Below are 26988 nucleotides of genomic sequence, written 5' to 3' on the forward strand. Positions count from 1 at the left end.
GGCTCCGCCGACACAACCGCTGCGGCGCAGCATGGAGGCGCAATTTGCTTTTGCGGCTGGAACCTTAGCAGGGCCGGCTTGCCCGGGGCCGATGCGAGGCGGTTTCCTGCCGGGCGCTTCCGGGCTAGCGTCCGGCGCCCCCGCTGAAGAAGGCCTGCCCATGCGTTTCACCGGCACCGAGAACTATGTTGCCACGGAGGACCTGACGGTCGCCGTCAATGCCGCGATCCGGCTGGAGCGGCCGCTTCTGGTGAAGGGCGAGCCCGGCACGGGCAAGACCGTGCTGGCCGAGGAGATCGCGGCTGCGCTCGGCGCGCCGCTGATCACCTGGCACGTCAAGTCGACGACCAAGGCGCAGCAGGGCCTCTACGAGTACGACGCGGTCAGCCGCCTGCGCGACAGCCAGCTCGGCGACCCCCGCGTCTCGGACATCTCCCACTACATCCGGCGCGGCAAGCTCTGGGAGGCCTTCGTCGCCCCGGTGCGGCCGGTGCTGCTGATCGACGAGATCGACAAGGCCGATATCGAGTTCCCCAACGACCTCCTGCTCGAACTCGACCGCATGGAGTTCCATGTCTACGAGACCGGCGAAACGGTGCGGGCAGAGCAGCGGCCGGTGATCATCATCACCTCCAACAACGAGAAGGAGCTGCCCGACGCCTTTCTGCGCCGCTGCTTCTTCCATTATATCCGCTTTCCCGACGCGCAGACGATGCAGGCCATCGTCGAGGTGCATTTCCCCGGCATCAAGAAGCGGCTGATGGAGGAGGCGCTGAAGCTGTTCTTCGAGGTGCGCGAGGTGCCCGGCCTGAAGAAGAAGCCCTCGACCTCGGAGCTGCTCGACTGGCTGAAGCTCCTCGTGGCCGACGAGATGACGCCGGAAATGCTGCGCGAGCGCGATCACCGCAAGCTGATCCCGCCGCTGCACGGCGCGCTGCTGAAGAACGAGCAGGATGTCTCCCTGTTCGAGAAACTGGCCTTCATGACCCGGCGCGAGGGACGGTGACGGCGCCGGTCGGCAGAGCTTCGCAGGGCGGGATCGCGGTCGCGAGGTCGATCTTGGGATCGATCGCGCGGGCCGCCGCAGTCAGGTCGAAATCGCGCATCAGCAGGACATAGTCCTGCGTTTCTGACGTTCTGAGATAGCCGGTCATGGTGATCGGTCTGGTGGAGAGGTCTCCGGTTCGGCAGGCCTTGTCCGCGCCGAGCGAGAGGCTGCCGCGGTTGCCGTTATTGTGCGGCCCGGCGAACATCTCCTCACGGAACGCGCCCAGCCGGCCGACATCGGCTGCGCTGAGCTTGAACAGCGTGAAGCGTCGTCCCGGCTTCACGAGAACCGGCAGGGATGCGAGTTCCGCCGCGTCGCGCACCTCCTCCAGCACGGCCTTGCGCTCATGGCGCCCACCATCCTTGGACATGGCGATGATGGTCATGGTGACGCCGCCGGGCAGGGGGCGGACGTCGGCCGGCAGGCTGATCCCGGCGCGCAACTGCGACAACTCCGTCGTGCGAATGTCGATCTTCGAGAGCTTCGGCAGGGATGCCAGTGGAACATGGCCGCAGCCGGCTACGAGGCTGGCGAGCAGGAGGCCGGCGAGAGGAGCGAGACGCATCGAAGGGGGCTCTTCAGATTTGTGATTGACGAGAAATAATTCGCCTCTTACTTTAATTTTGTCAATCGAGGAAATCATTATGGCGATGCCGTTTCAATCCGCTGCGACGTTTCCCCCCGATGCCGCCATGCGCCTGCGCAAGGTCAGTCTCTGGGCCCGTGGTTTCAGCTATGCCGCCGGGGCGCTGATGGTCTTCGGCCTGATCTGGCTCTGGACCGATGCCGATGCGCTCTTCCAGCATGCCCGCAGCACGATCGGGCTACGGGACGCCCTGATCGCGCCTTCGCCGAGGGGCTACTGGGCCGCGTTCGGTCTCGCCTGGATTCCCGCGCTGCTCTTCGTTCTGGCGATGCTGCGGCTGGGGACGCTGTTTCGCGCCTTCGGCGAGGGCAGGGTCCTCGTCGACGAGAATGCGGCTTCGCTGCTGCGCGTAGGCTGGCTCCTGGTGGCCTGCGGCGCCGCCACCCCCGTGGTGCGGGCCCTGCAGAGCATCGCCATGACCATCGACAACCCGCCGGGGCAGAAGCATCTGGCGATCACGCTCGATCCCTGTGTCTTCGCCGCCATGGCCGCGGGCGCGGCGCTGATCGCCTTCGGCCATGTGCTGCGGGAGGCGATCCGCCTGTCGGACGAGAATCAGAGTTTCGTGTAAGTCGGCCCGATGCCCGTCATCGTCGAACTCGATATCATGCTCGCGCGCCGCAAGATGCGGTCGAAGGAACTCGCCCAGCGCATCGGGCTGACCGAGCAGCAGGTGTCGCAGCTCAAGTCTGGGAAGGTGCGCGGCATGCGTTTCGACACGCTCTCGCGCATCTGCTCCGTGCTGCAATGCCAGCCGGGAGACCTGCTTCGCTATGAGCCGGGCGAAGAACCCGACGAGGTCGACGACGCCGGTTGATGGCGCGATGGAACCGCCGTCCGCTGCCTCGCGCCCTTGCCTCTTCCTCCCGTCCTTCACTTTCTGTTAAGACGTTGGGCGTTCCTTGCCGGTGACGAGGGGCTGCCGGCTGCGGTGGCCCGTTGCCCGAAATCAGGAGGCCGCTGCTCGATGCGCGCCAAAACTGCTGCCGAGATGATCGCTGCCGAAGCCGTCCGCTCCGCGGGCTCTCTCCGCTGCTACCGCCACAAGGCGATCCCGCTGCTGATGGTCCTGGCCGCCCCGGCGCTCGGCGCCTGCAGCGTTTCGCCGGTCGAAACCGCCGCGACGAAGCCGACTACGACCGCCACCAAGCCTCACGAGAAGCGCAAGCAGGCGATCGAACTGGCCAAGGCCGATCCGCGCGAGAGGGACTGCCTCGTCCGCGCGATGTATTTCGAATCGAACCGCTCGAGCGACAGCGGTCTGCTCGGCGTCGGCACCGTCGTTCTCAACCGGGTCGAGTCGCCGCGCTATCCGGACACCATCTGCAGCGTCGTCGGTGCCCCGCGGCAATTCGCGCCGGGCGTGCTGAGCCGCTCCATGGCTGCCCGCGACCTGCCGCGGGTCGAGGCCGCCGCCGAGGCGATCCTCGCCGGCCAGCGCAACGAGGCGGTAGGGAACGCCAAGCATTTCCACATGGCCGGCCTGCGCTTCTCCTATGCCAACATGCATTACGTCACGGTGGCCGGCGGCAACGCCTTCTATGTGAAGGGCGAGCGGCCCGAGCGTCGCCGCAGCGAGGAGCCGACCTACCAGCTCGCCTCCGTGTCCACGCCGCTCACCACGAGCGCTTCGTCCGTGCCGACTTCGTTTGCCGCCGCGCCGCTGGCCTTCGTGCCGGCGCCGGCCGCCGTCGAGCCGGTTGTCCTGGCGGCGAATGTGCTCGTGACCGCGCCGCTGCCGCCCGGCCGGCCGATGGATCTCGGCCTGACCCGGAAGACGGCGTCGGCCAGCCCAGAGGCGCTCGATCTGCGCTTCGCCTCGCTCATGCCGGAGAGCCGCGGCCTGCGCGGCAGCCTCAAGCAGGACTGATCCTCGCGCCTGCAGCCGTCGCAGGCTCGGGCGCAGGCTTCAGGCCCAGCCCAGAAGGGGCCGCCCGCCGAGCGCGGCGGCCAGCGCTGTGAGCGTCACCGCCGCATAGACGGTCGTGAAGGCTGCGACGGCGAGCAGGCCGGGTCGCGCCGCCGGCGTCAGTCGCCAGACCAGCAGCCCGAAGAGCGGGACGAACTGCAGCGCGTGCAGGCCGAGGAAATGCGGCAGGCGCAGATCGCCGACCTCGAGCGACCAGCCCAGGAACGGAAGCGTGGCATGGTCCGGCGGCACGGCCCCGACATAATGCCCGCTGGGGCTGCCGCCCATGGCAAAGCCGCTGACGATGCCGAGCACCGCCGTCAGCACCAACCCGCCGACCAGCGACCAGCGCAGCACCTCGGGCATCGCCACCGCGTCGCGGCGGGCGAGCCCATAGGCCAGCACGGCGGGCGCCGCCGTGAACATGACCGCGCCCACCGCCATCAGGCTGTAGAGCGCGGCGCCGAGCGCGCTGTCGGTGTTGTAATGCGAGGCCTCGACCCGCGAGGCCCGCCAGGCGATGTAGAGCACCTCGCCGATCAGCGGCACGATCACCGGCCAGATCAGGTAGCGCCCGGCCAGGCTGGCGCGAAAGCGCTCGCCGGCGAGGGGCGAAAACAGTGCCAGCGTCAGCAGGAACAGCGCCGCCGAGAGCGCGAATTTGAGCGGCTTGATCCAGGTGCTGACGCCCTCGAACAGGCGCGGGTTGAGCGCCCAGGCCAGCGCCAGCGGCAGCGCCAGGAGGAGCATGGCGAAGGCGGCGGCGGCCAGGCGCGGCTCGATCTCCAGCGCCCGCAGCCAGGCCGGCAGGCGCGCCTGCAGCCGTGCGATCCGGTCCTCGCGGCCGCTGCGGATGCTCGCCTCCAGCCAGAGATAGGCGAGCCAGCCGAGCGGGCCGAACAGGAAGGTCAGCAGCAGGACCGGCACGATCAGGCCATGCGCGATGGCCTGCTCCTGCGAGCGCCGCAGCACCCAGGTCCCGACGAGGAGGTCGAAGGCGAGGTAGTGGACCCAGCCGGCCAGCAGCAGGGGGCGGGAGCCGAAAAGCGCAGCGACCTGATCGAGCGAGCCGAAGCCGCCGCTGGCCCCCTGCCAATGCATGAGGATGAGGACGGCATAGCCGAGCGACAGGATGGCGGGGATGACGAGGCCGGCCAGCCGGACGGAAAGGCCGCGCCAGCGCGGCAGCAGGATCAGGCTCGCCCAGCCCATCATCGCCAGCGCGCCGGCTGCGGAGAAGGCGGCATCGAGGTCGAGCGGGCCCATCACCATCTCCTATCTATACAGTGTCAAGTTGCTCCTCTGGCGTAAGGCGGTATCTTGATGCTGTCAAGATAAGCGGCTGCGGCCGCAGGAGGCCGACGGCATGGCGGAAAAGCGGGGGGCGGGGCGCGACGGCTATCACCATGGCGATCTGCGCCAGGCGATGATCGACGCGGCCGAGGCCGTGCTCGCCGAGCGGGGCGTCGGCGGCTTCACGCTGCGCGAATGCGCGCGGCGGGCGGGTGTCTCGGCGGCGGCGCCGGCGCATCATTTCGGCAATCTCGCCGGGCTCCTGACGGCGGTCGCGACGCTCGGCTTCGACGATCTCTCCGATGCGATGGACGCAGCCGCGGCGCGGGCGAGCGCCGCGGGCGGCAGCCGGCTCGCGGCGATCTGCCGGGCCTATCTGGAGACCGCGCTCGCCCGGCCGGGCCGTTTCCGCGTCGTGTTCGGGCGCCGGGAGCTCGACAAGGAGGATCCCGAGATGCAGCGCGCCGGGGCGCGGGCCTTCGGCATCCTGGTCGCGGAGACGCGCGCCCATCGCGCCGGGCTGGCCGCGCCGCCGCCGGGCCCGCTGCCGTCGGAGACCGCCAAGGCGGCGGATTTCGCCGAAATCCTGCTGGCCTGGTCGGTGACCCATGGTTTCACGACGCTGCTGATCGACGGCCAGTTCGATTTTCTCGTGTGCGAGGACGGGGGCGAGGCGATGCTCGACCTGTTCTCGCAGCGCCTGATGCGCCTGCTCGGCGCGGCGCTGGCGCCCGACGCGGCTCTCGCAAATCGCGGCCACGATGGTTAGATGGCGGACATGCGCCGCCTGATGCTCCTCCGCCATGCGAAGTCCAACTGGCCCGAAGGCGTGGCCGATCGCGAGCGGCCGCTCGCCACGCGGGGGCGCGAGGCCGCACCCGTGATGGGGCGCTATCTCGCCGAGGAGCTGCTGCTGCCGGACCTCGTGCTGGTTTCGCCGGCGCGCCGGACGCAGGAGACCTGGCAGCTCGTCGCGCCGATGCTGCCGGAGAAGCCGGCGGTGCAGCACGAGCCGCGCATCTACGAGGCCGAGACGCAGCGCCTGCTCGAGGTGGTGCAGGAAACCGAGCCGGTGGTGCGGACGCTGCTGATGATCGGCCACAATCCCGGCTTCGAGGAACTGGCGGCGCTGCTGACCGGGCATGGCGACCGCTATGCGGCTTCGCGCATGAGCCAGAAATACCCGACCTGCGGGCTCGCCGTGCTCGACTTCGCGGTCGATGACTGGCGCGACGTCGCGGCACGCGGCGGACGGCTCGACCGTTTCGTGACGCCGGCCTCGCTGGGCGAAGGTCCGGACGAGTGAGCCGGTCCGCATCGTGAGCGAGCGCTCCTATCTCGACGAGGCGCGCAACGCGGCGCTGGCCTTCGGCGATTCCCTTCTCGGCATGGCGAAGCCGCGGTTGCGGCTCGGCGTCACCGGGCTGTCGCGCTCGGGCAAGACCGTCTTCACCACCGCGCTGATCCAGAACCTGATCGAGGGCGCCGCTCTGCCGGTGCTGAAGGCGGCGAGCGAGGGGCGCATCGCCCGCGTGCGGCTGGTGCCGCAGCCCGATCCGGAGGTGCCGCGCTTCCCCTATGAGGCCCACCGGGCCTCGCTTACGGGGCCGGAGCGGCGCTGGCCGGACTCGACGCGGCGGATTTCGGAGCTGCGCGTCGAGATCGACTATGAGCGCGCCGCCGGCTGGTTCAAGGGGCCGGCGACGCTCACGCTCGACATCGTCGACTATCCCGGCGAATGGCTGCTCGACCTCGCCCTGATCGGGCAGGACTACAAGAGCTGGTCGCGCCAGGCCGTGGGCGACGCCCGCAAGGCGCATCGCCGCGAGGCGGCGGCGGCCTGGCTCGCCGATTTGCCGGGGCGTGATCCGTCGGGTGCGCCCGACGAGATGGCGGCGGAGGCCGCGAGCGACCTGTTCAAGGCCTATCTGGCGCGGCTGCGGGCCGATCCCGAGGCCGTGGCGGTGACGCCGCCGGGGCGCTTCCTGATGCCGGGCGACCTCGAGGGCTCGCCGGCCCTGACCTTCGCGCCGCTCGATCTCGGCGCCGACACGGAGCCTCAACCCGGCACGCTGGCCGGACTGATGGCGGAGCGGTTCGAGGCCTATAAGCGCGTCGTCGTGGCGCCGTTCTTCCGCGACCATTTCGCGAGGCTCGACCGGCAGATCGTGCTGGTCGACGTGCTCGCCGCGCTCGATGCCGGGGCGCCGGCCCTGGCCGATCTCGAAACCGCGCTCGGCCAGGCGCTCGCCGCCTTCCAGGTCGGGCGCAATTCCTGGCTGTCGAGCCTGTTTGCGCCGCGCATCGAGCGCGTGCTCTTTGCCGCGACCAAGGCCGATCATGTCCATCACGGCAGTCATGACCGGCTGGCGGCGGTGATGTCCCATCTCGTCGCGCGGGCGGCCTCGCGCGCCCAGGGCGCGGGCGCGCGGGTCGAGTCGATGGCGCTGGCCGCCGTGCGGGCGACGCGCGAGGTCCGCATCAAGCAGGGGCGCGAGGAGTTGCCGGCCATCGCCGGCGTGCCGGAGGCGGGCGAGAGCGTCGATGGCGAGGTCTTCGACGGCCTGAGCGAGGCGGCGATTTTTCCGGGCGAATTGCCGGAGCGGCCCGAGGCCGTGTTCGATCCCGCCGCGAGCTGGCAGATCCGGGCGCCGCGCTTCCGGCCGCCTCTGGTCGCGCCCGATGCGGGCGGACGCACCAAGCCGCCGCCGCAGATCCGGCTCGACCGCGCCCTGGAGTTCCTGATCGGAGACAGGCTGGCATGAGCAAGGCGCCCCGCGCGATCCGTCTCGATCCTGCCAGACCGGAAGGGGGCCTCGACCCGGTCGTGAGCCGGGGCGACGTCGCCATCCTGCCCGAGAGCGAGCCGATCGACGTCGTCGAGCCGGCTGCCGTCGCGCCCGTGAAGCGGCGCTGGTCCTGGGGCGGGCTCTTCGTCGCCGGGCTGTCGGGTTTTCTCGCGCTCGCCTTCGGGGTCTGGGCCGAGCAGACCATCGCCTGGCTGATGAGCCAGAGCCCGGTGCTGGGCTATGCGGCGCTGGCCTGCGCCGGCCTGGCCGCGCTGGCGCTCGCCGTCATGCTCGGGCGCGTGATCCGCGACATCCTGCGCGAGCGCAAGGTCGAGGCGCTGCGGCTGCGGGCGACCGCGGCGCTGACGGAGGCCAACGTCGACGAAGCCCGGGCCGTTGCGGCCGAGCTCACGGCGCTCTACGGGTCACGGGCGGAGACGGCCAAGGGTCGCGCACAGCTCGCCGACAGCCTGCCGCAGCTCTTTGCCGCCCGCGACGTGCTGACGGTCGCCGAGCGCAGCCTGATGGTGCCGCTCGACGCGCTGGCACAGGCGCAGATCGCCCAGGCGGCGCGGCGCGTCTCGCTCGTCACGGCGGTGAGCCCGCGCGCGCTGATCGACATCGTCTTCGTGCTCGTCGCCTGCGCGCGGCTGCTGCGGACGATCGCCGGCATCTATGCCGGACGGCCCGGCACGCTCGGGCTGCTGCGGCTCGCCCGGCAGGTGCTCGGCCATCTCGTCGTCACCGGCGGCATCGCGGCGGGCGACGCCGTGATCCAGCAGGTGGTGGGGCAGGGGCTGGCGGCGCGGCTTTCGGCCAAGCTCGGCGAGGGCGTCCTGAACGGCTTGCTGACGGCGCGCATCGGTCTCGCCGCGCTGGCGGTGTGCCGGCCGCTGCCCTTCGTGGAAGCCGCGCCGCCGACGCTGGGCGACGTCGCCGGCGATCTCGGATCCTGGGGCGGCACCGCGGAACCGGGCAGGCCGTGAGCGGCAACCGCGGCCGGCTCGCCTCGGCAGAATCTGCCGGGCGAGGGCCGATTTGACCCGGCTGAAAACGCTCGGAAACACTCCCGAAACCATCCAAGTCCCTGAGAAATCAGGCCCCGCGCCGTGGCACATGGCGTGCAGTGATCGCCCCGACAGTTGAGGGCCGCCCGATGAGGGCGCCGGTCGAGGTGAGGGTTCCATGGGTGTTTTCAGTGCGTTGACGACCGCGGTTTCGGGGATGCAGGCGCAGTCCTATGCGCTCGAGAACATCTCCGGCAACATTGCGAATTCCCGCACCGCCGGCTTCAAGCGGGTCGATACGACCTTCTCCGATCTGGTGCCGGATTCGGCGCTGAACCGCCAACTCTCCGGCTCGGTGACGGCCTACAGCCAGGCGACGAACTCGATCCAGGGCGACCTGACGGCGACCCGCATCGACACCAACGCCGCGATCAACGGCGACGGCTTCTTCGTCGTCGACCAGCGCCTGAGCGGGCTCGGCAGCAACACCCAGTTCTCCAACAGCAACCTCTATACGCGCCGTGGCGATTTCGATTTCGACGCCAATGGCTATCTCGTCAACGGAGCCGGCTACTATCTCAAGGGCCTGAAGATCGACACGGTCACCGGTCAGCTCATCGGCACCCAGCCGGAGGTGCTGCGCATCACCAAGGAGCAGTTCCCGGCCAAGGCGACGACCTCGATCGAGTATCGCGCGAACATTCCCGCGAAACCCGGCACGAACAACGCCAATTCCAACCCCACGGTGGCGGGCTCGGAGCTCCTGAACCCTGCGGGCTTCACCAGCAACCCGCTGTCGACGACCGAAGGCGGCACCGGCATCGTCATCGGCAGCGAGATCACGAGCTTCCTCAACCAGTCGATCCCGGGCGGCTCCGTCACCGTCTACGACTCGCTCGGCAAGGCGACGAGCGTCGAGCTGCGCTGGGCCAAGACCATCAATGCCTCCACCACGCCGACGGTCGACACCTGGAATCTGTTCGTCGCCGAGAACACCGGCGCGACGGGTGGCGCGACGGCCTATCGCAACGCCAATATCAGCGTCACCTTCGGCCCGACCGGCCAGCTCACCGCGCCGGCGACCGGCAACATCACCCTGCCGACGATGACGATCGCGGGGACGACGATCACCGGCGTCCAGGTCACCACCGGCGGCAACGGCCTGACCCAGAATGGCGACGTCAGCGGCCAGATCGACGCCCGCTCGATCCGGCAGGACGGCTATACCGCCGGCACGCTCGACCGCACCTCGGTCTCGGCCGACGGGCAGGTGATCGGCACCTTCAGCAACGGCCAGGTCGTGGCGCTGGCGCAGCTCTCGGTCGCCCGCTTCAACGCCGACAACGCGCTGAAGCGGCTCGACGGCGGCGCCTTCGAGGAGACGATCGAATCCGGCCCGCCGATCATCGGGCTGGGTACCTCGCAGCTCATCGGCGGCAATATCGAGCAGTCGAACACCGACATCGCCGACGAATTCTCGAAGATGATCGTCACCCAGCAGGCCTATTCGGCCAACACCAAGGTGATCACCACCGCGCAGGAGATGCTGCGCGACGTCTTCAGCATCATCCGCTGACGGCTTTCGGGACGGATGAGGCGCGGTCCAGGAGGGCCGCGCGGCACGACAGGAGCCGACGATGGGTCTGAGCACCTCCCTCAACACGGCGATCTCGGGGCTGAACGCCACCCAGGTCGGCATCGGCGTCGTCTCGCAGAACGTCGCCAATGCGGGCACGGCCGGCTATGTGCGCCGCGTCGTCTCGACCTCGGACAGCCTGAGCGGCCAGACCGTCGGCACCCAGAGCACGCAGGTCCAGCGGCTGCTCGACAAGATCGTCCAGCACCAGCTCTGGCAGGAATCGGCGGGGGCCGCCTACACCTCGACGCGCGCCGACATGCTCGCCAGCGTCGACAAGCTCTATGGCGCGCCCGGCAGTTCGACGGCGCTCGACACGATCTACAACGGCTTCACCTCGGCGCTGCAGGCCCTGCAGAACGACCCGTCGTCCTACAGCCTGCGGACCTCGGTGCTGGATTCGGCGACGCAGCTCGCCAGCCGGCTGAACACCCTGTCCAACGGCGTGCAGAGCCTGCGCTCGCAGGCCGAGAGCGGCATCGCCGCCGGCGTCAACAAGATCAATGACCTGCTCGGCGCGCTGACGACGGTCAACGCGCGGATCGTCGGGTCGCCGAACGACCCCGCGCTCGCCAATCTCAAGGACCAGCGCGACCTGATCCTCTCGGATCTGTCGCAGTACATGGACATCAAGACGAGCGAGGACGCCCGCGGGTCGACGAGCATCGTCACCAGCGGCGGCACGCAGATCTTCGACGGGCGCCCCTCCGTCGTGTTCAGCTTCGACGCCCGTTCGGGGCTCACGCCCGACGACCAGTGGAGCAGCGATCCGGCGCTGCGCGGCGTCGGCACGATCACCATGTCGAACACGACGGGCGGCTCGCTCGACGCGATCGCCAACAAGACCTTCCGCTCCGGCGAGATCGCCGCGCTGATCGAGATGCGCGACACGACGCTGGTGCAGGCTCAGACCCAGCTCGACGAGATCGCCGCGCAGCTCGCCAGCGCGCTGTCGGACCGCGAGATCGCCGGCACCGCCGTCACCGCCGGCGCCGCCACCGGCTTCGAGGTCGATCTCACCGGGCTGCAGGCCGGCAACAAGGTGACGCTCGACTATGCGGTGACGCCGGGTGGCGCGACGCAGCGCTTCACCTTCGTGCGCGTCGACTCGGCGGCGTCGCTGCCGCTGCCGGCTTCCGCCGGCGGCGATGCCAACAACCGCGTGATCGGCATCGACTATTCGGGCGGTCCGGCGTCCGTCGCCGCGCAGATGCAGGCGGCGCTCGGCGGCGGCTTCACCGTCTCCAACACCGGCTCGGTGCTGCGCATCGTCGATGACGGGGCAGCCGGAACGCGCGACGTCAAGGCGCTGACCGCCCGACCGACCGCCACGACGCTGTCCTCCGTCGGCGGCAGCGCGGAACTGCCCTTCTTCGTCGATAGCGGCGCCAGTGGCGGCGTCTTCACCGGCTCCTATGACAGCGGCTCGCAGACGCTGGGCTTCGCCGGGCGCATCCAGCTCAACCAGGCGCTGGTGGCCGACCGCTCCAGGCTCGTCGCCTATGAGCCGACGACCGCCCAGGGCGACACGACGCGGCCCAAGCTGCTGCTCGACCGGCTCACGAGCAGCCAGCGGGCCGTCACCAACCGGCTCGGCATCGACGGCTCGACCGCGACGACGAGCGTCACCGTCTCCGGCCTCGTCCAGCGCGTCGTCTCGACCCAGGGCCAGGCGGTCGAAACCTCCAAACGCCTCGACGAGGGGCAGCAGATCGCGCTCGCCGCCGTGCAGAGCCGCTTCCAGGAGACCGCGCAGGTCAGCGTCGACCAGGAAATGGCGACGCTGATCGAGCTGCAGAACGCCTATGCCGCCAATGCCCGCATCATCTCCACGGTCAAGGAGATGATGGACGTGCTGATGAGAGTGTGAGCGCGCCATGACCATCACCAGCTACGGCTCCGGGGCCTATCGCGCGGCGACGCCGAACCGCCTGGTCTCGACCCGCACCGAACTCACCGATCTCGAGCGCCAGCTCGCAACGCAGCAGCGCGCCGAGAGCTATGGCGATCTCGGCATGGACCGGCGCACCAGCCTCGACCTCAACGCCAAGATCACCACCCTCGATTCCTGGCTGGAAGGGATCACGCGCAGCGACGTCAACCTCCAGCTCTCCTCGAAGGCGGTCGAGAACTACGCCAAGCTGACCAACGAGACGCTCAACGACACGCGCTCCAACACCTATATTCCGAGCTCGACGGGCCGCTCGGCCCCGCAGGTGCTGGCCGAGGAGAAGTTCAAGCAGACGCTCGACCTGCTCAACACCCAGGTCAATGGCCGCTACCTGTTCTCCGGCAAGACCTCCGATGTCGAGCCGACGCTGGGCTACACCGAGATCATCGAGGGCGATGGCGCCGGCCGCGCGGGCCTGCGCCAGCTGATCGACGAGCGCCGCCAGGCCGATCTCGGCGTCGCCGGGCTCGGACGCCTGACCACCGGCGGGGCCGCCGCGACGGCGACGATCGCCGACGAGGCGCCGGTCCATGGCTACGGCTTCAAACTGGCCGGGGCCACCAGCTCCTCGGCCGCGCTGACGCCGGCCTTCACCGCGGGGCCGCCGGCCGACCTCACCGTCACCGTCGCGAGTCAGCCGACAGCGGGCGACACGCTGCGCGTCCAGCTCACCCTGCCCGACGGCACGACGGAGGAGATCGTGCTGACCGCGCGGGCCACCGGCACGACCGGCCCGGCCAGCGACGGCTTCGAGATCGGCGCCGACGTCAATGCGACGGCCGCCAATCTGCGCGCCTCGATCACCGCCGCGCTGGGCAAGGAGGCCGCGACGACGCTTTCGGCCGCCTCTTCGCAGGTGGCGGCGCGCAATTTCTTCGCGGGCACCGCGACCAACCCGCCGCTGCGGGTGCCGGGTCCGCCCTACGACACGGCGACGGTCGCGCCTGCCGCCGGCACCGCGACCAATACGGTGATCTGGTACAAGGGCGACGACGGCACCGACCCGGCCCGCAGCACCGCCTCGGTGCAGGTCGACAAGGGCCAGATCGTCGGTACCGGCGCGCGCGCCAATGAGGAGGCCTTCCGCATTGGGCTGGCGCAGTTCGCGATCATGGCGGTGGAGAGCTTCCCGGCCACCGACGCCAACTCGCAGGCGCGCTACGAGGCGATGACGGCGCGCGTCAGCGACCGCCTGGCCTTCGGCAACGGCGCCCAGAAGCCGGCGGAAATCATCACCGAGTTCGGCTCGGCCCAGACCGCCCTGGCGCGGGCGAAAGAGCGCCACGAAAGCACCAAGAACTATCTCGGCACGACGCTGTCGAGCGTCGAGACGGTCTCCCGGGAGGAGGTGGCGGTGCAGATCCTGTCGCTGCAGACGCAGCTCCAGGCGAGCTACGAGACGACCGCGATCCTCTCCAAGCTGACCCTGACCAACTATCTCTGACCGGCCGCCACACGAGAAAGGGCGCCACCTTTGCGCGGTGGCGCCCTTCGGCGTTTCGGGGCTTGCGGGAGCGGCGCCTCAGCGGCCGCGCAGCCCGGCGGCGATGTCGCGGTTGATGCTGACCAGGACGGGCAGGCCCTCGCGGGTCGGGTTCGCCGCGACCTTGAAGGTCTGGTTGAAGATGAAGTTCGCGAGGCTCAGGATGTTGGTCTTGATGCCGACGGGCAGGGGGTTGTCCTCGGCGATGACGGCCGAGACCAGCAGCGTCCAGAGCTTGCGATTGTAGTTGAGCGCGTCATCGAGATCGCGGTCGGCGAGCGTCCAGTCGTCATGGATCGCCTGGAGGCGGACGGCGGCCTTGATCAGGAGCGAGGCTTCGAGTTCGCGAGGGGAAACGACGGCCTGGTTGGCCCGCGAGGCGGAGGCGTAAGCGCTAAACCCGTGTTGCATTCTCAATGAGTTCCGCTTCGTAAGCGATCAGCTTCTTGGCTGCCTTGAGAGCTTTGTAGAGGTCGCTGCTTAAGATGCGGTTATTGATCTCGTGAATATGCGGCAGAGAGCTCGGCGCGGCCTGGACGAAGTCGCGCACCAGCTCGAAATAGACCTGGTGCTGGTACATCGGGTCCTGCGCCAGATACATGAGCTGGATGGCGAGATAGATCTTCTTCGCCGGGCTGTCGGCGGTGGCGGGGGTGAGAATGTCCTTCTCGCGCAGGATCGGCGCGTCGCCCTCGATGAAGAAGCGGGTCCGCTGCTCGTCGTTGCGGATCACCACCTGGCCGATGATGATGCGCTCGCGGGGCTTGAGTTCGACCTTGAGGGCCATGACGATCCTGCCTTCTGGCTGGAGAGGAGGGGGCTTTCGCCCCCGGACGGTTAGCTGAAGAGCCGCAGCACGCTCTGGTCGGCCTGCGAGGCGAGCGAGAGCGCGGTCTGCGAGAGCTGCTGGCGGGTGTTGAGGGCGAGCAGCTTGGCGCCTTCCTCGTTGGAGTCGGCGAGCACGAGGTTGTCAGCGCCGGTGGTCAGGGTGTTGACCATCTCCTTGGTGAAGTCCTGCCGGGTCTGCGCGACCGAGAGGTTCGAGCCGAAGGTCGAGGCCAGCGAGCGCAGCGAGGTCAGCGCATTCGAGAGCGAGCCGGTGGCCTTTTCGAGGTCGAGGTCGTTCTGGAAGTTGAAGAAGCCGGCGAGCTGCGTGTTGATCGCCTGCGGGATGCCGAGATTCTCGGCGGTCAGGTTGGTGCCCTGAATGTCGAGCTTGGTCTGGTTCGTGCCGGCCTTCTCGTTGAAGGCAATCGAGAGACGGTCGCCGGCCAGGAGATTGATGCCGTTGAAGCTCGAATCCTTGGCGAGCTGATCGATCTGCGTGCGCAGATCGTTGAACTGCTGAATCAGGTTCGAGCGCACCGCCGAGGTGACGCCGGAGGAGGCGATGCCGGTCGTGCGGTCGGTGGCGTTCAGGCCGAAGGCGGCGCTCTGGGCACCGGTGGAGGAGGCGGTGGTCGCCGCAGCCGCGTCGGCGCCCGCGCCGATGCCGACGCCGAGCGTCTCGGAACCGATGCCCTTGACGTTGAGCAGGCCCTTCTCGTCGACGAAGGCGGTGGCGACGCCCGACGCGTTGATCGCGTTGACGACGTCGCGGACCGTGGTGTTGGCGGTCAGGGTGACGCCGATATTGGTGGTCGAGGTCGGCGCGCCGACCGGGCCGGTGGTGATCTGGATGTTCAGGGCCGGCGTCGCGGTGACGTCGATGCCGAGGTCGCCCGCCGCGCCGGCGGTGGCCGCCGTCACCGTGGTGTCGCCGGCGCTGCCGATGCGCTTGTCGAGCGCGATGTCCTTCAGGCTCTTGTTGGTCGCCTGGGTTTCGGCCGGGCCGGCGAGCGCCGTGCCGGTGCCGATGACCGTCGGGCGGTTCTGGGCCGCGTCGGCCTGGGCCTGCTTGACCGTCGACTGCAGCGACTGGACCAGCTTGGTGATCCCGTCGATGCCCTTGGAGGCTGCCTGAATCGTCTGGATGCCGTTCGAGATGCCGTCGAGCAGGCCGCTCAGCTGGCTGCCGCGGTCGTTGAGCGACTGGGCCGTGAAGAAGTTGACCGGGTTGTCGATGGCCGAATTGACCTTGCGGCCCGTCGCGAGGCGGTTCTGCAGGACGGCCTGTTCGCTCGTCGTCTTCTGGAGCGTGAGCAGGTTGTTGCGCACGCCACTGGAAAGAATCGTGTTCGCCATCTTCGGTCCCCTGAAGCGCGATTCTGCGCTCGTGCGGTGATGGCCGATAATTCCCCGTTAAGGATAACAAACCGTTAATGCGGCGCCGACGACGTTCACGAACGGAAAAAGGCGGCGGAGCCTGGGCTCCGCCGCCTTCTTGTCTTCGGCCCACATCCTGTGGGCTGCCCGCATTCTGCGGACGAAGGATCAGAACAGACGCAGGACGGCCTGGTCGGACTGCGAGGACAGCGACAGAGCGGTCTGGGACAGCTGCTGGCGGGTCTGCAGCGAGAGCAGGTTCGCGGCTTCCTCGTTGGCGTCGGCGTTCACCAGGTTGGCGGCACCGGTTGAGAGGACGTCGGCCAGGTCCTTGGTGAAGTCCTGGCGGGTCTGGGCGACCGACAGGTTGGCACCGAAGGTCGAGGAGAGCGACTTCAGCGAGGTGAGGGCGCTCGTCAGGGCCGTGGTGGCCTTTTCCAGATCGGAGTCGTTCTGGAAGTTGATCGTCCCGGCGACCTGGGCGTTGCCGGCCTGCTGGATGCCGATGTTGTCGGCGGTCAGGCTGGTGCCCTGGATGTCGAGCTTGGTCTGGTTGGCGCCGCCCTTTTCGTTGAAGGCGATCGAGACCTTGTCGCCCTGCAGCAGGTTGACGCCGTTGAAGCCCGCATCCTTGGCCAGCGAGTCGATCTGCGTGCGCAGCGTGTTGTACTGCTCGATCAGGTTCGAACGCGTGGACGAGGTGATGCCGGAGGAGGCGACACCGGTCGTGCGGTCGGTGGCGGCGAGGCCGAAGGCGGTGTTCGACGTGCCGGTCGCCGAGGCCGTGGTGGCCGTAGCGGCGTCAGCGCCGACGCCGATACCGACGCCGAGCTGCTCCGAGCCGTTGCCCTTGACGTTGAGCAGGCCCTTCTCGTCGACGAAGGCGGTGGCGACACCCGAGGTGTTGATCGCGTTCACGACGTCACGGACGGTCGTGTTGGCGGTCAGGGCGACCGAGATGTTGGTCGTGGAGGTCGCCGCGGCCGGGTTGGTGACGATCTGGATGTTCAGGGCCGGGGTCGCGGTGGTGTCGACGCCGAGGTCACCCGCGGAGCTGGCGGTGGCGGTGGCGACGGTGGTGTCGCCGGCGCTGCCGACGCGCTTGTCGAGAGCGATATCCTTCAGGCTCTTGCTGGTCAGCGCGGCTTCGCCGGCGGTGGCCAGGGTCGTGCCCGTGCCGACGACGGTCGGGCGGTTCTGAGCCGCGTCGGCCTGCGCCTGCTTGACGGTGGACTGAAGCGAACCGACCAGCTTGGTGATGCCGTCGATGCCCTTGGACGCCGCCTGCACCGTCTGGATGCCGTTGGAGATGCCGTCGAGCAGACCCTTGAGCTGGTCCGAACGGTTGTTCAGCGACTGGGCGGTGAAGAAGTTGACCGGATTGTCGACGGCCGTGTTGACCTTCTTGCCGGTGGCGAGACGGTTCTGAACGGCGGCGGCCTGGCTGGTGATGGTCTGGAGCGAGGCGAGCGAGGAACGAACGCCGTTCGAAATGGCAGTGGCCATGGTGATAAACCCTTCTGGTTTGGTGCCTTCTGGCAGTCGCGATCATTCTGGCCGCGACGGGTGGACCATCGGGCGGCACCCCGTAACAGGAGGTAAATTTCGGCGGTCCAATGCCGCGTATCGGCGGCGGGCCCGAAAACATGGTGAACGAGGCGTTACCGGTCGTGCGCCGGCCGCCGGCAGGCTCCAGACAGCAAGACGCCCGCGCGAGGCGGGCGTTTTGCTGTCTGGTCAGGATGGCGGGGAGGGCGGCCGAAGCCGGCCCCGTCAGGCGATGCGCTCGACCTGTGGGGTCGCCGGTTGTTCCTCCGTATCGCGGGCGCGGTCGGCGAGCTCGCGGGAATAGATGCGCAGCTTCAGCATGGTTTCGTCGGGCAGCTGCGAGATCGTTTCGCCGGTCTCGCGGTCGCGCTGCTGCATCACGATGGCGCGGGTGCGCGGCTCGATCACGATGCGCCGCTCGACGGCGGTGTCCAGATCCCGCTCGGCCTGGCGTTCCCGCTGCTGTCCGTCGGCACTGCGCCGCTCGAAGGCGGCGCGGGTCTGTTGGTCGCGGGCCAGGCTGGCACGGTCCTGGGCGCTCTGCTCCTGGGCGCGCAGATCGAGCTTGACGGCCTCGCCCGCCTGGGCGGACTGGACCGTCCGCTCGGGCGGCAGATCGACCGAGACGCTGCCTTGCGTCGCGACCACCTCGTTGCGAGGGACGACGGGAAGGCCTCCGATGGGCGCCGTGCGGGGCGCATTGCCGAAATCCATGGCCCACTCCTTCTGGAGTCGCGGTGTGGCGGCGCAGACCGCCATCGACCGTTCGCCCGGACCGCATAGAGCTGTCCGAACCTGCCCACGCTGGCAGATAAACTTGAATCCGACGTCAAGAAATTAGGTAAATATTGAGAGGTCCCGTTGCAGCCGCCTCAGAGGCGGCGCGAGACCATCAGTGGCCCGGCATTGGGCCGCGCGAAGGCGCCGGCCCCGACGGTGGCGGTGGGGCCATAGCCGGCCGCGCGGTTCGGGCGGTTCGCATCGGCGGCGAGGTCGCGGATGATCGATTCCGAGACGGCGCGCGCGGTGGCGAGCACGATCTGGTTGGTCTCGATCAGCGTCTGGAAGGCGCCGTGCGACGCCTTGAGGCGCTGGACCTGGTCGGGCACGAAACGCGCCAGCGCCACCGCATTGAGCTTCACCTGCTCGACGCCACGCATGTAGATGCCGGCCAGTTCGGTCTTGCGCGGCTCGCGTGTCAGCGCCTCGGGCAGCCGCCCGGCGCGGACCAGTTCGGTTTCCTCGCCGACCAGATGCGACAGGGCCGCCAGCGCCTCGAGCACGCTCTCGACCAGCGCCCTGGCTTCCAGCGCCGTCGCGATGCGTGGCCGTTCGTCGAGAACGCGTCTGGCGAACGACATTCGTCAGGCTCCGAAGGACTGAGCCGCGCCGGATTGCTCCTGCACGCGCAGGAGATCGCGCAGGATGCTGTCGGAGAGGCCGATGCCGCCGGCCTTCTGGATCTGCTTGGCGTATTCCTGGGTGAGCTGCGACTTGTAGACGTCGCCGCCGATGCCGTTCTCGCCGAGCGGGCCCTCGCTGCCGGATGGGGCTGCGGTGAGCTGCTGCGTCACCTGCTCGAGGAACATCGTCTCGAAATCGTCGGCCTGCTTCTTCGCCTTCGCCTTGGCCGGGTCGAGGGCGTTGGAAAGCCCGTTGACCAGGCTTCCGGCGAGGTTGAGGCCGAGCTTGGCGGCAGGCAGGGCAAGGGTCGGGCTCATCACATCACCTCGATTTCGGCCTGGAGGGCGCCGGACGCCTTGATGGCCTGGAGAATGGAGATCAGGTCGCGCGGCCCGATGCCGAGCGCGTTCAGCCCGTCGACGAGCTCGGCCAGCGTCACGCTCTCGCGGACGAGGGCGAGCTTGTTGCCGCCGCCGGTGTCGACCTTCACATTGGTGCGCGGCGTGACCACCGTCTCGCCATTGGCCAGAGGCCCGGGCTGGCTGACCTGGGGCTGTTCGGTGATGGTGACGGTCAGGTTCCCCTGCGCCACCGCCACAGTCGACACCCGCACGTCCCGGCCCATGACGATGATGCCGGAGCGCTCGTCGATCACGATGCGGGCGAGCTGGTCGGGCTCGATGCGCAGCTGCTCGATGTCGGTGAGCATCCGGATCATGTTGCCCTGGAAGCGCGGCGGGATCTGCAGCACCACGGTCGAGGGGTCGGTCGGCTCGGCTGCGTCGCCGCCGAGGAAGTCGTTGATCGCGGCGGCCATGCGGCGCGCGGTGGTGAAGTCGGGGTTGCGCAGCGACAGCCGCAGCGTCTTGAGCTTGTTCAGCGCGAAGTCGATCTCGCGCTCGACCACGCCGCCATTGGCGATGCGGCCGACAGTGGGCACGCCGCGGGTGATCTTGCTGGCGTCGCCCTCGGCCGAGAAGCCGGCGATCGCGACCGGCCCCTGCGAGACCGCATAGACTTCGCCGTCGGCGCCCAGCAGCGGCGTCACCAGCAGCGTGCCGCCCTGCAGCGACTTGGCGTCGCCCAGCGCCGAGACGGTGACGTCGATGCGCGTGCCCTGGGTGGCGAAGGGCGGCAGGTTGGCGGTTACCATCACCGCGGCGACGTTGGCAGTGCGCATGTTGGCGCCGCGCGTGTTGACGCCCAGCCGCTCCAGCATGGCCGTCAGCGACTGCTTGGTGAAGGGGGCGTTGTTGAGCGTGTCGCCGGTGCCGTTGAGGCCGACGACGATGCCGTAGCCGAGAATCTGGTTGGAGCGGACACCCTCGACCGAGGCGAGGTCCTTGATCCGGGAGAGCGCGTGGGCCGGGCTGGCGGCCATGGCGAGGCCGAGCGCCAGCAGCGCGGCGAGCGGCGTCACCAGGGAGGTCAGGGCGGCTTTGCGAAACATGGTCTCACCGGCTGGAGAAAAGCGGTCGCCTTCGACCCTGCGATCCCCATGCCAGACCGCGACAAATTGAAAACACTGATTTATCAGTTGTTTGGGAATTCGGCGCAGGGTGAGGCCACGCTACGGATGCCGGCCGATCCTGCCGGGGCGGCAGTTTCTGCCGGGTGGTTTACCGGTTGTTAACCATGCCGGCGCGAGGGTTTTGGCATGACCGATATCGCGAGGCGACCATGATCCGGATCGACCAGCGCGCACCCATCTCCAATGTCGGCCCGGCCGGGACGGCGCGGCGCTCGGGCGGCGCCGCCTTCACATTGCCGACCAAGGAGGGCGCAGCCAGCGCCCGCAGCGCCGGGATCGCCGCGTCGGGCCCGCTCGACACGCTGCTGGCGGTCCAGGCCTATGAGGAGCCGCAGGAGCGCAAGAAGCGCCAGGCCAAACGCGGCCACGACCTGCTCGACGGGCTCGACCGGCTCAAGGCGGCGCTGCTCTCAGGCCGCGTCAACCTCTCCGAACTCGAGCAGATCCGGGCCAATCTCGCCCAACGCCGCGAGGCGACCGACGACCCGCGCCTCGACGATGTGCTGGCGCATATCGAATTGCGAGCCGCGGTGGAACTGGCCAAGCTCGGGCGGTAGGCGAGGGCGTCATGGTCGGGCTTGCCCCGACCATCTCGGAAACCAGAGCCCTCTTGTCCTGAGATTCTCGGGTCTGCGCTTCGCTTCGCCCGAGAATGACGTGCGAGCGATGCCTACCTTATGAACTGATCCGCATACTCCGCGCCGAGCCCGTTGCTGGCGTAATGCGCGCGGCATTTGTCGAGCCGCGTGAAGACATCGTCATAGCCGAGGCATTTGCCGTCGGGGTCGACATAGATCATCGCGCCATTGACCTGGAACATGGTGATCATCTCCTCGGTGTCGGGATCGACCACCAGCGTATGCGTTTCGCCCGGCGCCTCGTAGACGTAAGACCCTTCGGTCGCGACCCAGTCATGCTCAAGGTAGCGCCATTTGCCCTTCAGCACATAGCCATGGACCGGCTGGGGGTGGCGGTGGCGCGAGAGCACGCCGGAGCGGCGCACACGCAGCAGGTTCATCCAGTAGCCGCGGGTCACGCTGAGGCAGAGGGGTCGGAACCAGACATTGTCGTCGACCGGCACCCAGACGCGCTCATCCTCCGGGATGACGTTGGGCACGATCAGCTCGGGCGGGGAATCCTTCGGCTGCGGATGGCGATAGGGCGTCCAGCGCTCGGCGTCGCTGGCGGCGACCGGAATGGGGCTGACCTTGTTCATCGCGTTTCTCCCGTTGGATGGTGGCTGAACCGTCGTTGCCGAACCGATTCAGATGTGCCCGGCATCGTCTTGTGCCGGTTGCGTTTTTTGGCCGCCGTTCAGACCGCCAGATAGCCGCCGTCGACCGGCAGGATCGTGCCGGTGATGAAGGCGGCCGCATCCGAGAGCAGGAAGGCGATGGCGCCGCCGACATCGCCGGGCTGGCCCCAGCGGTTCATCGGCGTGCGCGCCAGGATCGGCGCCGAGCGGGCCGCGTCCTCGACCAGCGGCCGCGTCAGCTCGGTCGCGATCCAGCCCGGCGCGACCGCGTTGACGCGGATGCCGTCGCCCGCCCAAGCGGCGGCCAGCGACTTGGTGAGCTGGCCGATCGCGCCCTTGGACGCCGAGTAGCCCGGGGCATAGGCCGAGCCATGGAAGGTCAGCATCGAGGCGATGTTGACGATCGCGCCGCGGCTCGCGGCGAGCTTGTCCTTCGCCGCGAGGCACATCCGCATCGTGCCGGTGAGGTTGACCTCGACCGTCAGGCGGAAGGCCTCGATCTCGAATTCCTTGCCGCCGCGCTGGATCATGCCGGCGCAATTCACCAGCGCGTCGAGCCGCGGGCAGGCGGCCACGAGGGCGGCGACCTCGTCGTCCCTGGTGACGTCGAGCCGGGCATGGCGGATCGCGGGGTGGGGCGGTGCGGCCGCGACCTCGTCCTCGGTCAGGCCGGTGGCGAGGATCTCGTAGCCGGCCGCCGCCAGCGCGAGCGCGGCACCCTGGCCGATGCCGCGGGTGCCGCCGGTGACGAGGGCGAAGCGGGGTGTGGAAGAAGGCGCGTCGGTTGTCATGGGCCCGAGACTACCGGGGCGCCGGCTGGACGGGAAGGGCGCCCGCCCTGCATTTCAGGGCGTCGGCAGTTCCAGCCTGAGCAGGGCGGTGCCGTTGGTCTGCAGGTCGCGGCCGACCATCGGTACCTGCCGGCCGAGGCTGAGGTTGAGCGTGGTGCGCCAGGGCGTCGCCAACGGCTGCGTCAGGTCGGCGACGACCTTCACCCGCGGCGTCAGGCTGCCGGCGAGGCCGTTCTGCGCGGCGAAGGTATAGCGGCCGGCGAGCGCGATCTCGGTCGTCAGCGTGACGATGTCGTGCGGGCGCAAACGGTAGCCGAGCACGGCCTCGCCGGTCTGCTCGACGGTGCCGGCCGCGGGCAGGTTGCCGCCTGCGGCTGCGCTCCAGACGATGTCGCTGTCGGCATCGGCCCCCCGGGTCACGTTCCAACCCAGCCGCGTGTCGTGGCGCTGCCAGCCGCCCTGGCCGGTGACGATCTCGGTCGAGAGCGAGAGCTGGTCGGCGCCGAGCTTCATGCCGACGGCGCGCTCGGTCGCGGCCGGCAGCGGGCCTGCGCCCGGCGCCAGCCCGCGGCGGATCGGCGTCGCGGCGATCTCCGGCCGGGCGAGCGGGTTGCGGCCCGCGCTGCGGCGGGGCGAGCCGGGCGTCAGATAGCCCGGGACCTCCGGCGCAGGCTCCGGCGCCGTCGCCTCCCAGCGCGGGATCGGCGCAAACAGGCTCGTCTCAGCCTCCTCTCCGAAGGCGGCGTCCAGCATCTGCGCCGGTTCCTCGGCGGGAGCCTGCGCCCGGGCTGCGGGCGAAGTGGCCAGCAGCAGGAGCGCGGCCAGCGCGAGGGGGCGCGGGGGCGAGGCGAGAGCAGACTGTGACGGGAGCGAAGGCATGGGCAAGGCGGTCTTCCGGATTCCGGGGGTGGCGAGCGCGCGAGGCTCGGGGCCGATCCGGACGATTTTGCGGCGAGGATGGGGCGGTTCGCGATCGGCTGCCCGGCGTTGCGCGAAAGCCGCGCTTGCCACATGGGCGCCGCCCGGAGTGGCGCGCTTTTGCGCCGGCTTAGCCGAAAACCGCATTTCCCTTTGCGGGCCGATGTTCTAGGAAGCGGCCAACCGCCTGCGGCGCCCATGCCGCAGTCTGGAGAGCTTCACGTCTGGCCAGCAGCAGGGGTCGTTTCACATGAGCAAGATCAAGGTCGCCAACCCGGTCGTCGACATGGACGGCGACGAGATGACCCGCATCATCTGGCAGAAGATCAAGGACACGCTGATCTTCCCCTATCTCGACCTCGAGCTCGACTATTACGACCTCTCGGTCGAGAACCGCGACGCCACCGACGACCAGGTGACGATCGACGCCGCCAACGCCACCAAGAAGCACGGCGTCGCCGTGAAATGCGCGACGATCACGCCCGATGAAGGCCGCGTGAAGGAATTCAACCTCAAGTCGATGTGGAAGAGCCCCAACGGCACGATCCGCAACATCCTCGGCGGCGTGATCTTCCGCGAGCCGATCATCTGCAAGAACGTGCCGCGCCTCGTTCCCGGCTGGACCCAGCCGATCGTGATCGGCCGTCACGCCTATGGCGACCAGTACCGCGCCACCGACTTCAAGTTCCCCGGCAAGGGCACGCTGTCGATCAAGTTCGTCGGCGAGGACGGCGCGGTGATCGAGAAGGAGGTCTTCAAGGCCCCGGACGCCGGCGTCGCCATGGCGATGTACAATCTCGACGAGTCGATCCGCGATTTTGCCCGGGCGTCGCTGAACTACGGCCTGATCCGCAAATACCCGGTCTATCTCTCGACCAAGAACACCATCCTCAAGACCTATGACGGGCGCTTCAAGGACATCTTCGAGGAGATCTACCAGGCCGAGTTCAAGGCGCAGTTCGACGCTGCCGGCATCACCTATGAGCACCGCCTGATCGACGACATGGTCGCCTCGGCGATGAAGTGGTCGGGCGGCTATGTCTGGGCCTGCAAGAACTATGATGGCGACGTGCAGTCCGACACGGTGGCGCAGGGCTTCGGCTCGCTCGGCCTGATGACCTCGGTGCTGATGACGCCGGACGGCAAGACCGTCGAGGCCGAGGCCGCGCATGGCACGGTGACGCGCCACTATCGCGAGCATCAGAAGGGCAAGGAGACCTCGACGAACTCGATTGCCTCGATCTTCGCCTGGACCCGCGGGCTCGCCCACCGCGCCAAGCTCGACGGCAATGCCGAGCTGGCGAAGTTCGCGACGCTGCTGGAGAAGGTGACCGTCGACACGGTCGAGGCCGGCGACATGACCAAGGATCTGGCCCTGCTGGTCGGCGCCGAGCAGAAGTGGCTCTCGACCACCGGCTTCCTCGAGAAGGTCAGCGAGAACATGAAGAAGGCCATGGCCGCCTGAGCGGGCGAGCCATTCGCGACGACAGGAGCCCGGCCGGTGACGGGCGGGCTTTTTTGTGGGGTGGCTGTGTCCCTCTCATGCGTGTCATCCCGGACAAGCGGCGTAGCCGCGCCGATCCGGGATCCATTCCGGAGCCTTTCCGATCGAGGTTCCGGAATGGGTCCCGGGTCTCCGCTGCGCTGCGCCCGGGACGATGTCGCGCTTGGGGCGGATAACCCCATTTCCTCCACGCCGTCATCCTGGCCAAGCCGCGGCACGCGGCGCAGGCCGGGATCCATCCTAGTGCTGGACAGCGCCCTATGATGGATCCCGGTCGGCCTGCGGCCGCCCAGGATGACGGGGGGTACGCATACGAGGAGGGCCGCATGACGGAAGCCTTCGCGCGAGGGCCACGGGGGCTATGATGGCGGCACGTGAAGTTCAGGCGGCCTTCTGATCTGCGGGCTTTTCGGCTTCGCGCAGGAGGCGCCACTGCCACGGCAGCAGTTCGTGCAGACATGAGACGGGCAGATCGGCGATGCGCGCCAGGACGTCGGCGAGCCAGGCTTTCGGATCGACGTCGTTGAGGCGAGCCGTGGCGATGAGCGTGAGCATGACGGCGGCGCGGTCGGCGCCGCGCTGGCTGCCGGCGAAGGTCCAGTTGCGCCGCCCCAGAGCGATGCCTCGTAGCGCTCTTTCGGCCGCGTTGTTGCTGAGGCAGATCCTGCCGTCGTCGAGGAAGCGGGCGAAGTCGGCCCAGCGCTTGAGCATGTAGTTGATCGGCTTCAGGACCTCGGCGGAGCGCGAGAGTGTCTCTCGCTCATGCAGCAGCCAGGCATGCATCTCGTCGAGAAGCGGCTTGCTCTTCTCCTGCCGCACTGCCCGCCGCTCCTCGGCACTGCGCCCGTTGATCGCGCGCTCGATCTCGAACAGCGCGTCGAGGCGTTTCACCGCCGCCAGGGCGACCGGGGAGACCGGCTTTCCCTTCACGCCATCGCGGGCCTTTTTCGCGATGTCGGCCAGCTCGAAGAAGCCGCGCCGGGCATGGGCGAAGCAAAAGGCCGGCGTGATCGGCTGTTCCTTCCGCTGCGGGTCGAACAGCGGCTCGAAGCCATTGTAACAGTCGCACTGAAGGATGCCGGCGAACCCGGCCAGATGCTTTTGAGGGTGCTCGCCGCGGCGATCGCTTGAGGCGTAATACACCGCCGCCGGCGGCGCAGGTCCGGCGAAGGGGCCATCATCGCGGACATAAGTCCAGATCCGCCCGGTCGCGCATTTGCCCTTCGCCAGGATCGGGACCGTCGTGTCGTCGCCATGAAGGCGCTCGGCCGCCAGCACATGGGCCTCGATCAGATCGAAGACCGGCTTCAGGGCGAAGGTGCCGTGGCCGACCTGGTCGGCCAGCGTCGACAGCGGCAGGTCGATCCCCTCGGCCTTGAAGCGCGTGCTCTGACGGTTGAGCGGAGCGTGCATGCCGAACTTGTCGAAGAGGATCGTCGCCAGCAGTTGCGGGCCGATGAAGCCGCGCGGCGTCGCATGGAACGGCGCCGGCGGCTGGCTGACCTTCCCGCAATCCCGGCAGCTGAACTTCTCGCGCACCGTCTCGATCAGTTTGAAGCGGCGCGGGATTTCTTCCAGCGTCTGCGTCACGTCCTCGCCCAGCTTCGACAGCCGCGATCCCCCGCAGCAGGCGCAGGCAGAGGGTGGATCGATGATGATCCGCTCGCGCTCGATGTCCTCGGGCCAAGGTTTGCGCACCGGCCGCTTGCGCGTGAAGGCGCGCACGGTCCCGCTCTTCGTCGCCGCGGCGGCGGCGATAAGCTCGTCCTCGCTCGCCGCGGTCACGAGTTCGTCGAGCTGAAGCTCCATCTGCTCGATCAGCCGTGCCGTGCGTTCGGAACGCTGGCCGTATTTCTCGCGCTTCAGCTTCTCGATCATCAGCTGCAGATGCGCGATCAACGCCTCGGTGTCCGAGAGTTTCGCCTGCGCGCTGGCGGCCACCGCCTCGGCCTGCAACCGCGCCTCGCGTTCGGCCCGCAGCGCCGCCAAGGCACTCGCGAGGTCCGAAGGAAGATCGTCCGGCTTCACCATCACGAAGCCAGTGAATCAGATTTAGCCTGCGATTTCAAA

General features: G+C 68.7%; 27 protein-coding genes. 13 read left to right on the top strand and 14 right to left on the bottom strand.

All coding sequences use genetic code 11. The features are described 5' to 3' along the window. Positions 1-160: 160 nt before the first annotated feature. Positions 161-1006 carry an AAA family ATPase gene (locus SJY11_RS11505; RefSeq protein ID WP_376986743.1) on the top strand — a complete coding sequence of 282 codons (846 nt, stop codon included), beginning with the start codon at positions 161-163 and terminating at the stop codon, positions 1004-1006. On the opposite strand, the gene SJY11_RS11510 is transcribed toward SJY11_RS11505, so the two are convergent. After that, complete coding sequence (locus SJY11_RS11510) at positions 981-1613, bottom strand: hypothetical protein (RefSeq protein WP_376986745.1); 633 nt, start codon at positions 1611-1613, stop codon at positions 981-983. The two genes, SJY11_RS11505 and SJY11_RS11510, sit on opposite strands and share 26 nt — an antisense overlap. Positions 1614-1698: 85 nt before the next feature. Between SJY11_RS11510 and SJY11_RS11515 the strand changes: the two genes are divergently transcribed. The 3 genes from SJY11_RS11515 (at position 1699) to SJY11_RS11525 (ending at position 3564) form a co-directional block, all read left to right on the top strand. Next, on the top strand, positions 1699-2265 hold the full coding sequence (locus SJY11_RS11515) for a DUF2975 domain-containing protein (protein WP_376986746.1): 567 nt from the start codon (positions 1699-1701) through the stop codon (positions 2263-2265). A 9-nt stretch (positions 2266-2274) separates the two neighbouring features. Then, on the top strand, positions 2275-2511 hold the full coding sequence (locus SJY11_RS11520; protein ID WP_376986747.1) for a helix-turn-helix domain-containing protein: 237 nt from the start codon (positions 2275-2277) through the stop codon (positions 2509-2511). A gap of 150 nt (positions 2512-2661) precedes the next feature. Beyond that, complete coding sequence (locus tag SJY11_RS11525) at positions 2662-3564, top strand: cell wall hydrolase (protein WP_376986748.1); 903 nt, start codon at positions 2662-2664, stop codon at positions 3562-3564. Positions 3565-3603: 39 nt separating this feature from the next. On the opposite strand, the gene SJY11_RS11530 is transcribed toward SJY11_RS11525, so the two are convergent. After that, on the bottom strand, positions 3604-4869 hold the full coding sequence (locus tag SJY11_RS11530; protein ID WP_376986750.1) for an ABA4-like family protein: 1266 nt from the start codon (positions 4867-4869) through the stop codon (positions 3604-3606). Positions 4870-4969: 100 nt separating this feature from the next. Here SJY11_RS11530 and SJY11_RS11535 point away from each other — a divergent pair, with 100 nt between their 5' ends. From SJY11_RS11535 to SJY11_RS11565, 7 genes are all read left to right on the top strand, one after another. Next, positions 4970-5665: a TetR/AcrR family transcriptional regulator gene (locus tag SJY11_RS11535; RefSeq protein ID WP_376986752.1), complete on the top strand. Its 696-nt coding sequence runs from the start codon at positions 4970-4972 to the stop codon at positions 5663-5665. 9 nt (positions 5666-5674) lie between these two features. Beyond that, positions 5675-6202, top strand: coding sequence for a SixA phosphatase family protein (locus SJY11_RS11540; protein WP_376989310.1), 528 nt, complete (start codon positions 5675-5677; stop codon positions 6200-6202). Between the two features lie 10 nt (positions 6203-6212). Continuing rightward, the gene (locus SJY11_RS11545) at positions 6213-7661 is read left to right on the top strand and encodes a YcjX family GTP-binding protein (protein WP_376989311.1); all 1449 of its coding nucleotides are present in this window, start codon (positions 6213-6215) and stop codon (positions 7659-7661) included. Beyond that, positions 7658-8671, top strand: coding sequence for a YcjF family protein (locus SJY11_RS11550; protein WP_376986754.1), 1014 nt, complete (start codon positions 7658-7660; stop codon positions 8669-8671). Before SJY11_RS11545 ends, SJY11_RS11550 begins: the two co-directional genes overlap by 4 nt. Before the next feature lie 199 nt (positions 8672-8870). After that, a complete protein-coding gene (locus SJY11_RS11555; RefSeq protein WP_376986755.1) occupies positions 8871-10268 on the top strand; it encodes a flagellar hook protein FlgE in 1398 nt (465 codons plus the stop codon). A gap of 61 nt (positions 10269-10329) precedes the next feature. After that, positions 10330-12198, top strand: a complete 1869-nt coding sequence (gene flgK, locus SJY11_RS11560; RefSeq protein WP_376986757.1) for a flagellar hook-associated protein FlgK — start codon at positions 10330-10332, stop codon at positions 12196-12198. A gap of 7 nt (positions 12199-12205) precedes the next feature. Further along, positions 12206-13723, top strand: coding sequence for a hypothetical protein (locus SJY11_RS11565; protein WP_376986758.1), 1518 nt, complete (start codon positions 12206-12208; stop codon positions 13721-13723). 78 nt (positions 13724-13801) lie between these two features. Here the strand turns inward: SJY11_RS11565 and flaF are convergent, their stop codons facing one another. From flaF to SJY11_RS11605, 8 genes are all read right to left on the bottom strand, one after another. Then, a complete protein-coding gene (flaF, locus tag SJY11_RS11570) occupies positions 13802-14173 on the bottom strand; it encodes a flagellar biosynthesis regulator FlaF (protein ID WP_326906443.1) in 372 nt (123 codons plus the stop codon). Further along, entirely contained in the window at positions 14157-14549 is a 393-nt protein-coding gene (flbT, locus tag SJY11_RS11575) for a flagellar biosynthesis repressor FlbT (protein ID WP_066718744.1), read from the bottom strand. Before flbT ends, flaF begins: the two co-directional genes overlap by 17 nt. Positions 14550-14599: 50 nt before the next feature. After that, positions 14600-15946, bottom strand: coding sequence for a flagellin N-terminal helical domain-containing protein (locus SJY11_RS11580; RefSeq protein ID WP_376986759.1), 1347 nt, complete (start codon positions 15944-15946; stop codon positions 14600-14602). 189 nt (positions 15947-16135) lie between these two features. Beyond that, on the bottom strand, positions 16136-17473 hold the full coding sequence (locus SJY11_RS11585) for a flagellin N-terminal helical domain-containing protein (protein ID WP_376986760.1): 1338 nt from the start codon (positions 17471-17473) through the stop codon (positions 16136-16138). 267 nt (positions 17474-17740) lie between these two features. Further along, positions 17741-18229, bottom strand: a complete 489-nt coding sequence (locus SJY11_RS11590; RefSeq protein ID WP_376986762.1) for a hypothetical protein — start codon at positions 18227-18229, stop codon at positions 17741-17743. 158 nt (positions 18230-18387) lie between these two features. Next, on the bottom strand, positions 18388-18876 hold the full coding sequence (locus SJY11_RS11595; RefSeq protein WP_376986763.1) for a hypothetical protein: 489 nt from the start codon (positions 18874-18876) through the stop codon (positions 18388-18390). 3 nt (positions 18877-18879) lie between these two features. After that, entirely contained in the window at positions 18880-19236 is a 357-nt protein-coding gene (locus SJY11_RS11600; RefSeq protein WP_376986764.1) for a rod-binding protein, read from the bottom strand. After that, entirely contained in the window at positions 19236-20300 is a 1065-nt protein-coding gene (locus SJY11_RS11605; RefSeq protein ID WP_376989312.1) for a flagellar basal body P-ring protein FlgI, read from the bottom strand. The genes SJY11_RS11600 and SJY11_RS11605 overlap by 1 nt, the downstream gene beginning before the upstream one ends. Positions 20301-20599: 299 nt before the next feature. Here SJY11_RS11605 and SJY11_RS11610 point away from each other — a divergent pair, with 299 nt between their 5' ends. After that, on the top strand, positions 20600-21007 hold the full coding sequence (locus tag SJY11_RS11610) for a flagellar assembly protein FliX (protein WP_376986765.1): 408 nt from the start codon (positions 20600-20602) through the stop codon (positions 21005-21007). A gap of 113 nt (positions 21008-21120) precedes the next feature. Here the strand turns inward: SJY11_RS11610 and SJY11_RS11615 are convergent, their stop codons facing one another. The 3 genes from SJY11_RS11615 to SJY11_RS11625 form a co-directional block, all read right to left on the bottom strand. Continuing rightward, on the bottom strand, positions 21121-21666 hold the full coding sequence (locus SJY11_RS11615; RefSeq protein WP_376986766.1) for a 2,4'-dihydroxyacetophenone dioxygenase family protein: 546 nt from the start codon (positions 21664-21666) through the stop codon (positions 21121-21123). Between the two features lie 98 nt (positions 21667-21764). Beyond that, the gene (locus SJY11_RS11620; protein ID WP_376986767.1) at positions 21765-22496 is read right to left on the bottom strand and encodes an SDR family NAD(P)-dependent oxidoreductase; all 732 of its coding nucleotides are present in this window, start codon (positions 22494-22496) and stop codon (positions 21765-21767) included. A gap of 54 nt (positions 22497-22550) precedes the next feature. Further along, positions 22551-23375, bottom strand: coding sequence for a hypothetical protein (locus tag SJY11_RS11625; protein WP_376986768.1), 825 nt, complete (start codon positions 23373-23375; stop codon positions 22551-22553). A gap of 289 nt (positions 23376-23664) precedes the next feature. Between SJY11_RS11625 and SJY11_RS11630 the strand changes: the two genes are divergently transcribed. Beyond that, complete coding sequence (locus SJY11_RS11630; RefSeq protein ID WP_376986769.1) at positions 23665-24879, top strand: NADP-dependent isocitrate dehydrogenase; 1215 nt, start codon at positions 23665-23667, stop codon at positions 24877-24879. Positions 24880-25299: 420 nt separating this feature from the next. On the opposite strand, the gene tnpC is transcribed toward SJY11_RS11630, so the two are convergent. Then, the gene (tnpC, locus tag SJY11_RS11635) at positions 25300-26949 is read right to left on the bottom strand and encodes an IS66 family transposase (protein ID WP_376986770.1); all 1650 of its coding nucleotides are present in this window, start codon (positions 26947-26949) and stop codon (positions 25300-25302) included. Positions 26950-26988: the final 39 nt, after the last annotated feature.

The sequence above is a fragment of the Allobosea sp. R86505 genome (assembly GCF_042466375.1).
Classification (GTDB): domain Bacteria; phylum Pseudomonadota; class Alphaproteobacteria; order Rhizobiales; family Beijerinckiaceae; genus Allobosea.